Annotated in this window: 3 protein-coding genes; all 3 read left to right on the forward strand. The window is 61.9% G+C overall.

What is annotated here, in order from left to right:
- Positions 1-94: 94 nt before the first annotated feature.
- Positions 95-1687 carry a glycosyltransferase family 39 protein gene (locus AC1DIH_RS27185; RefSeq protein ID WP_477773954.1) on the forward strand — a complete coding sequence of 531 codons (1593 nt, stop codon included), beginning with the start codon at positions 95-97 and terminating at the stop codon, positions 1685-1687.
- A 332-nt stretch (positions 1688-2019) separates the two neighbouring features.
- A complete protein-coding gene (locus AC1DIH_RS27190) occupies positions 2020-2856 on the forward strand; it encodes a sulfotransferase family protein (protein ID WP_477773955.1) in 837 nt (278 codons plus the stop codon).
- A 53-nt stretch (positions 2857-2909) separates the two neighbouring features.
- Positions 2910-7621: Ig-like domain-containing protein (locus AC1DIH_RS27195; protein ID WP_477773956.1), on the forward strand; the 4712-nt coding region annotated here is incomplete at its 3' end.

Genomic DNA, 7621 nt, shown 5'->3' on the forward strand with positions numbered 1-7621 from the left:
CGCTACATTGCGTGCGTGCAGGGAATGGGGCAGCATCCACACCCAATTCGAGGTCCAAGCCTTATAGGACCTTATCAATCACCCAGGGGGACAGATGGAATACCGAAGAGAAACAGAGCTTGCCGGCAAGCCTGATGCGTGTGCTGCGCGCACTCGGCTGGCGGCCTCGGCGCGTCTGTTTCAATGGCTGACCGATTACGGGATCTGGCCAATTTTGCTGTTGGCGACGTTCGTGCGGTTTTACGACCTGACAGCCGCAGCGATTTGGGGCGATGAAGGCTCCAGCCTGCTGATGAGCCAGTACGATCTGGCCGGGATCTGGTTTCACGCGGCCCGTGATGTGCATCCACCGCTCTACTTCATGGTGCTGCACGGCTGGATCGAACTGTTTGGCGACAGCATGCTCTCGATTCGCGGCCTCAGCGCGCTGCCGGGGATCGCCACGGTCGCAATGGGTGTCTGGCTGGTACGGTTGATCGCCAACCCGCGGGTGGCGTTGCTGGCCGGGTTGTTGCTGGCGCTATTCCCCTCGGCGGTGCGTTACAGCCAGGAAGTGCGGATGTATTCGCTGCTGGGCGTGTTGCTGCTCGGCGCGACGATTGCACTGGTGTATTGGGTCAAACAGCCCCAGCGTGCACGGTATCTGGTGATCTATGCAGTGCTGATGGCCGCCGGGTTTTACACCCACTACTTCACGGCCCTGTGCGTGATTGCCCATTGGTTGTACCTGCTGGTGCTGCGGGTGCAGCCAGGCGAGCGGTTGCGGCACATCAACCGCCCGGGCTGGTGGCTGACCAACGCGGCGATCGTGCTGCTGTTTCTGCCGTGGTTCCCGGAGTTGCTGAGCCTGGTTCAGCACATGCCGGAACTCAAGGCCAGTGGCGATGTGGGCTGGGAAGATCCGGTCACCGTCAGCTCCCTGCCGTCCATGGTCTGGACCTTCATGATCCAGAGCGATGATGACTTCCTGCCCAGGTCGGTGTTTTTCGCGCTGCCGGTGCTGTTGCTGGGTGTGATCGTGTCGACGGTGCTGCGTGATCGTAGCGCCTACCGCTGGAGTGCCTTGCTGGCGATTTACGCGGTAGTGCCGCTGGTGCTGGTTTTCCTGGTGTCGTTCATTTCGCCGGTGTTTATCGAACGCTACGTGACGGCCTACGCGCTGGGGTTGCCGCTGATCATGGCCCTGAGCATCGATGGCCTGAAAAAAGGGTCTCGGGTGCTGGCCCTGGCATTTCTCATGCTGTTTATCGGCATTGAAGGGGTGGGCCTGAAAAACAACGCGACGGTCGATCCAAATGACCAGCTCAATGTGACGGTGGAGTTCATCAACCAGCATTACGAGCCGGGTGATCAGGTCGTCATCAGCGATCTGCTCTGGTACATGCCGTACGTCTACTACGATCGCACCGTCGTCCAGCCACGGCTCTTTACTCCGCCCTTGGCCAATGGCGCGTCCAGTCGCCCGAATGCCTACGGTTTCGGTACGCTGGTAGAGGAAGCCGCCGACAAGATTTACCTCGATCGGCTCACCGATCTGCCGCCCGAAACGCACCGTGTGTGGTTGTTCAGCACTGCTGACCAACCCGACGAGTTCGCACCATTGCCCGCCGATTGGCAGAAGATCAGCGAAAAAGTCGCCGGCAATGCGCGGGCACGGTTGTTTGTCATCAACAGCCCTAAAAAATAACCTGTAAATCTGTAGGAGCGGGGGGCGCCCAGCTCTTGCCCGCGATGGGCGCGCCGCGGTGCTTCAGGCATACCGCGTCATCGTTCATCGCGGGCAAGCCTTGCTCCTACGGACGTGATCGATACTTACGGTCATCCGCCGGAAAGCTGGCGCCACAAACGACGGTATTTGCAGTCAGATGCCGGCTTAAACGTTTCACTCTGTCCACTTTCGTTACAACCACACCTTCTGCAAGGTTTTTGCTCCGATTTGATATCAAAAGCCCACTAGTCGGATCCAGAATCGTAGGCTACGCTTTGTCTTACAAATGGACTTCCGACTACGGTGAAGGGATGCAGCAGTTCCACTTTATCTCCGGTTTGCCGCGCTCAGGCTCGACCCTGCTTTCTGCGATTCTGTTGCAGAACCCGCGTTTTCACGCCGGTATGACCAGCCCCGTCGGATCGCTGTTCACCAGCATCCTGGAGCAATGCAGTGCCGGCAGCGAATTTGGCGCGGTGATCGACACCCCGCTGCGCCGTCGTCTATTGCGCGGTCTGTTCGACTCCTTCTATGCCGATCAGGCAGATACCCCCGTTATCTTCGATACCAATCGCCAATGGTGCTCGCGTCAGCCTGCGCTACGGGAACTGTTTCCCAAGGCCAAAACCATTGCCTGCGTGCGCAATGTCGCCTGGGTGATGGACAGCCTCGAACGTCTGTACCGCGCCAATCCGTTCGAGAACACCAAGCTGTTCAATGACGAAATCGAGCGCAATACCGTTTACAGCCGTTGCGAAACCCTGGCCCAGCGCAATCGTCTGGTGGGCTTTGCCTGGACCGCGCTGAAAGAGGCCTATTACGGCGAAAACGCCGACTCGCTGCTGATCGTCGATTACGACCTGCTGAGCCAGGCCCCTGACCGGGTCATGCGGTTGATCTACGATTTCATCGGCGAACCCTGGTTCGAGCACGATTTCAACAACCTCGCCTATGACGCGCCGGAATTCGACCAGGCGCTCGGGGTATCGGGGCTGCACAAGGTCAAACGCTCGGTCGCACTGGAGCCTCGGCGCACGATCCTGCCGCCGGACCTGTTCGACAAATACGCAGAGTTGTCCTTTTGGCACGATGGCTCAGCCAGCGCTGCCAATGTTATTCGTATGAAAGCCGACGCCGCGATCAGTTGATCACGGCGTTTTTTATTTGCGCAGTCATAAAAGTTCGAGTCCGGGTGAGCAGCATGTGGTGGAGCAAAGGCAAGTCGCAGATCACGGAGGGCGCACGCGTCCTGGCATCGCCAATGATCATGTCCCTGGAACCGCGAATGCTGTTCGACGGCGCAGTGGCGGCCACGGTTGCCGATACCGCCGCCCAAGCTGACAGCCATGCCACGGCGGACGCTGCCAAGGCACCGGTTGCCGACCACCCGGTGGCCAGCAAGGACACCCACGGCCAGACGGACAACACGTCAGCGGCTACGCCCGCGCCTGCTGCGACACCCACCGCCGTACCCGGCCAGAGCGTGGTGTTCGTCGACTCGCGCATCAAGGACGCCGATAGCCTGCTCAAAGGCGTGGCACCTGGCACCCAGGTGGTCCAGCTCGACCCGACCAAGGACGGCTTGCAACAGATCGCCGATTATCTGGATACCCATCACGGCGTGAGTACCGTGGAAATCATTGCCCACGGCAACAGTGGCGACTTGTGGCTGGGCGACACTTACCTGTCGGCCGATAATGTGGCGGCTCGCAGCGCGGTGCTGGCCGAGATCGGCAAGGACATGAACGTCGGCGGTGACATTCTGATCTACGCCTGTAACACCGCCGCAGGTGACAAGGGCATCAGCTTTGTCGACTCGCTGGCGCAACTGACCGGGCGCGATATCGCCGCGTCGAACAACCGTACCGGTGTGAGCGGTGACTGGGATCTGGAAATCGCCACCGGCACCATCGAGAGCCATAACGTGCTGTCGGCCCAGTCCATGGCCGCGTATCAGTACAGCCTGGCGACCCTGACGGTCACCAACAACGGTGACAGTGGGGTTGGCTCATTGCGTCAGGCGCTGAGCGATGCCGTGGGGGGGGACACGGTGACGTTCAGCACCACCATGACGGTCAATCTGAACGCGCAACTGACCATTACCAAGAACGTCACGCTGGAAGGTGACCTGAACCATGACGGTATTGCCGATGTGACCCTCAACGGTCAGTACAAGACCCGGGTGGTTCAGGTCGCTTCCGGGGTCACTGCGACCTTCGACGGGCTGATCATCAAGCAAGGCCTGGTGGCCGGCAATGGTGCTGCCGCCGGTACGGACGGCACGGCGTCCATGGGCGGCGGTATTTTCAATGCCGGCAACCTGACCCTCAAGAACGTCACCGTGACCAGCAACGCCGCTTCGGGCGGCGGTGGCGGTGGCGGGGTTACCTCACCTTACGTCGGTGGCGCGGTCGGTGGCGGTGGCGGCGGTGGCGGTGCATTGGGCGGGCAAGCCGGCGGTCATGGTGGTACCTCCGGTTTCGGTACGGGTGTTTACGGCGGTTCGAGTGGTAGTGCCAACACGGGCGGTAACGGTGGCGGCTACAACCCCAACTACATGGGCGGTCGCGGCGGTAGCAGCAGCGGTGGCGCGGGCGGCGTGGGGGCTGCCAACTACAGCAACGGTGGCGCGGGCGGTACGGCGAACAACGGCACGATTTCCATCGGCGGTGGCGGTGGCGGCTCCGGTTGGGACAAGCCCGGCAGGGCCGGGGCATCGGCTGCCGGTGGTATTTACAACGCCAGTAGCGGCACCCTGACGGTCATTGGCACCTCGGTGATTTCCGGCAACATCGCCGCCGGTGGTGGCGGTGGCGGCGGTGGTGGCCTGGGCGGTTCCGCCGACTCCGGTGGTGCGGCCGGTAAAGGCGTCGGTGCGATCTGGAACAAAGGTACGGTACTGATGACCGCCGCCAACTTTGCGGCGTTGTCCGGTAACGTCGGTGGCAGCGGCTCCGGCGGTCCGGCACTGGGCGGCGGTAGTACCGGTGCCAGCGTGGCGGCTGTGAACAATATCTTCAACGACGGCGGCACCGTGAACACCGCCTATGCACCGGCACCGAGCGCTACCATCGTGGTGGCGAACAGCGCCCTGCACATCGGCCAGACTTCGCTGGTGACCTTTACCTTCACTGAGGCAGTGACCGGTTTCACCAACGCCGACCTGACGATTGCCAACGGCACGCTGAGCGCGGTGAGCAGCAGTGATGGCGGGGTGACCTGGACGGCGACGCTCACCCCGACCAACGCCATTACTGACACCACTAACCTGATCACCCTGGATAACACCGGGGTCCAGGGTGTGTCGCTGGGCACAGTCGGTGTTGGCACCAGCACGTCCAACAATTACGCCATCGACACCGTACGGCCGACGGCGACCATCGTGTTCACCGATACCGCACTGAAAATCGGCGACACCTCACTGGTCACCTTCACGTTCTCTGAAGCGGTGACCGGCTTCACCAACGCCGACCTGACGATTGTCAACGGCACGCTGACGGCGGTCAGCAGCAGTGATGGCGGCACCACCTGGACCGGGACCTTCACCCCGACCGCGAGCATCACCGACACCACTAACGTGATCACGCTCGACAACACAGGGATCGCCGATCTGGCCGGTAATGCGGGCAGCGGCACCACCGATTCGAACAACTATGCCATCGACACCGTGCGCCCGACCGCAACCATCGTGGTGGCTGACACTACCCTCACGGCCGGCGAAACATCGCTGGTAACCATCACCTTCTCCGAAGCAGTGAGCGGCTTCACCAATGCCGACCTGAGCATCGCCAATGGCACCTTGAGCGCGGTGAGCAGCAGCGATGGCGGGATCACCTGGACCGCAACGTTCACCCCGACCGACGGGGTGTCGGATGCCACCAACCTGATCACCCTGACCAACAACGGTGTCAGTGACCTGGCGGGCAACGCGGGCAGCGGCACCACCGATTCGGGCAATTACGTGATCAACACCGCGCACCCGACCGCGACCATCGTGGTCGCGGACAACGTTTTGGCAATTGGTGAAACATCGCTGGTGACCATCACCTTCAGCGAGGCGGTGACCGGCTTCACCAACGCCGACCTGGCGATTGCCAACGGTACGCTGACCGCGGTCAGCAGCAGCGATGGCGGCATCACCTGGACGGCGACCTTTACCCCGACCAACGCCATTACCGACGCCACCAACCTGATCACCCTGGACAATACCGGTGTGCAAAACGCGGTGGGCAACGTCGGCCTGGGCACCACCGATTCCAACAACTACGCTATCGACACCGTGCGGCCGACGGCGACTATCGTGGTCTCGGACAACGCCCTGAAAATCGGTGACACCTCGCTGGTGACCATCACCTTCAGCGAGGCGGTGAGCGGTTTCACCAACGCCGACCTGACGATTACCAACGGTACGCTGACCGCCGTCAGCAGCAGTGACGGCGGCATCACCTGGACGGCGACCTTTACGCCGAGCGCCAGCACCACTGACGCGACCAACCTGATCACCCTGGACAACACCGGGATCGCCGATCTGGCCGGCAACGCCGGTAGCGGGACCACCGACTCGAACAACTATGCGATCGACACCGTGCGCCCGACCGCGACCATCGTGGTCGCGGACAGCGCGTTGAAAATCGGCGACACCTCGCTGGTGACCATCACCTTCAGCGAGGCGGTGACCGGTTTCACCAACGCCGACCTGACGATTGCCAACGGTACACTGACCGCTGTCAGCAGCAGTGATGGCGGGATCACCTGGACCGCGACCTTTACGCCGAGCGCCAGCACCACTGACGCGACCAACCTGATCACCCTGGCCAATACCGGAATCGCCGATCTGTCGGGTAATGCGGGCACAGGTACGACAGATTCGAACAACTATGCCATCGACACCGCGCGCCCGACCGCGACCATCGTGGTGGCCGACAACGCGCTGAAGATTGGCGACACCTCACTGGTGACCATCACCTTCAGCGAGGCGGTGACTGGCTTCACCAACGCTGACCTGACCATTACCAACGGCACGTTGACCGCCGTGAGCAGCGGCGATGGTGGTATCACCTGGACGGCGACCTTTACCCCGAACGCCAGCACCACCGATGCGACCAACCTGATCAGTCTGGACAACACCGGGATCACCGATCTGGCCGGTAATGCGGGTAGCGGCACCACCGACTCGAACAACTACGCCATCGACACCCAACGTCCGACGGCAACCATCGTGGTGACAGACACCGCGCTGGGGATCGGCCAGACTTCGTTGGTGACCATCACCTTCTCCGAAGCAGTGACCGGTTTTACCAACGCCGACCTGACGATCGACAACGGTACGTTGAGCGCCGTGAGCAGCAGCGATGGCGGCGTGACCTGGACCGCCACCCTGACGCCGGTGAACGGCGTCACCCACAGCGGCAACGTGATCACCCTGGACAACACCGGGATTGCCGACCTGGCCGGCAACGCCGGTACCGCGACCACCGATTCCAATACTTACGCTATCGAYAGYCAGCGCCCGACCGCGACCATTGTGSTGGCCGACCCGACGCTGGCCGCCGGTGAAACCTCGCTGGTGACCATCACCTTCTCCGAGGCGGTGACCGGTTTCACCAACGCCGACCTGACGATTCCCAACGGCACGCTGAGCGCAGTCAGCAGCAGTGATGGCGGCATCACCTGGACCGCCACCTTTACCCCGACTGCGGGCATAAAAGACACCACCAACCTGATCACCCTGGCCAACGCCGGCGTGGCCGACCTGGCCGGCAATGCCGGTAGCGGCACCACCGATTCCGCCAACTTCACCATCGACACCGTGCGTCCGACGGCGACCATCATCGTTGCCGACAACGCGCTGAAGATTGGCGACACCTCGCTGGTGACCATCACCTTCTCCGAGGCGGTCAGCGGTTTCACCAA

The organism is Pseudomonas sp. 05N36 (assembly GCF_056397385.1).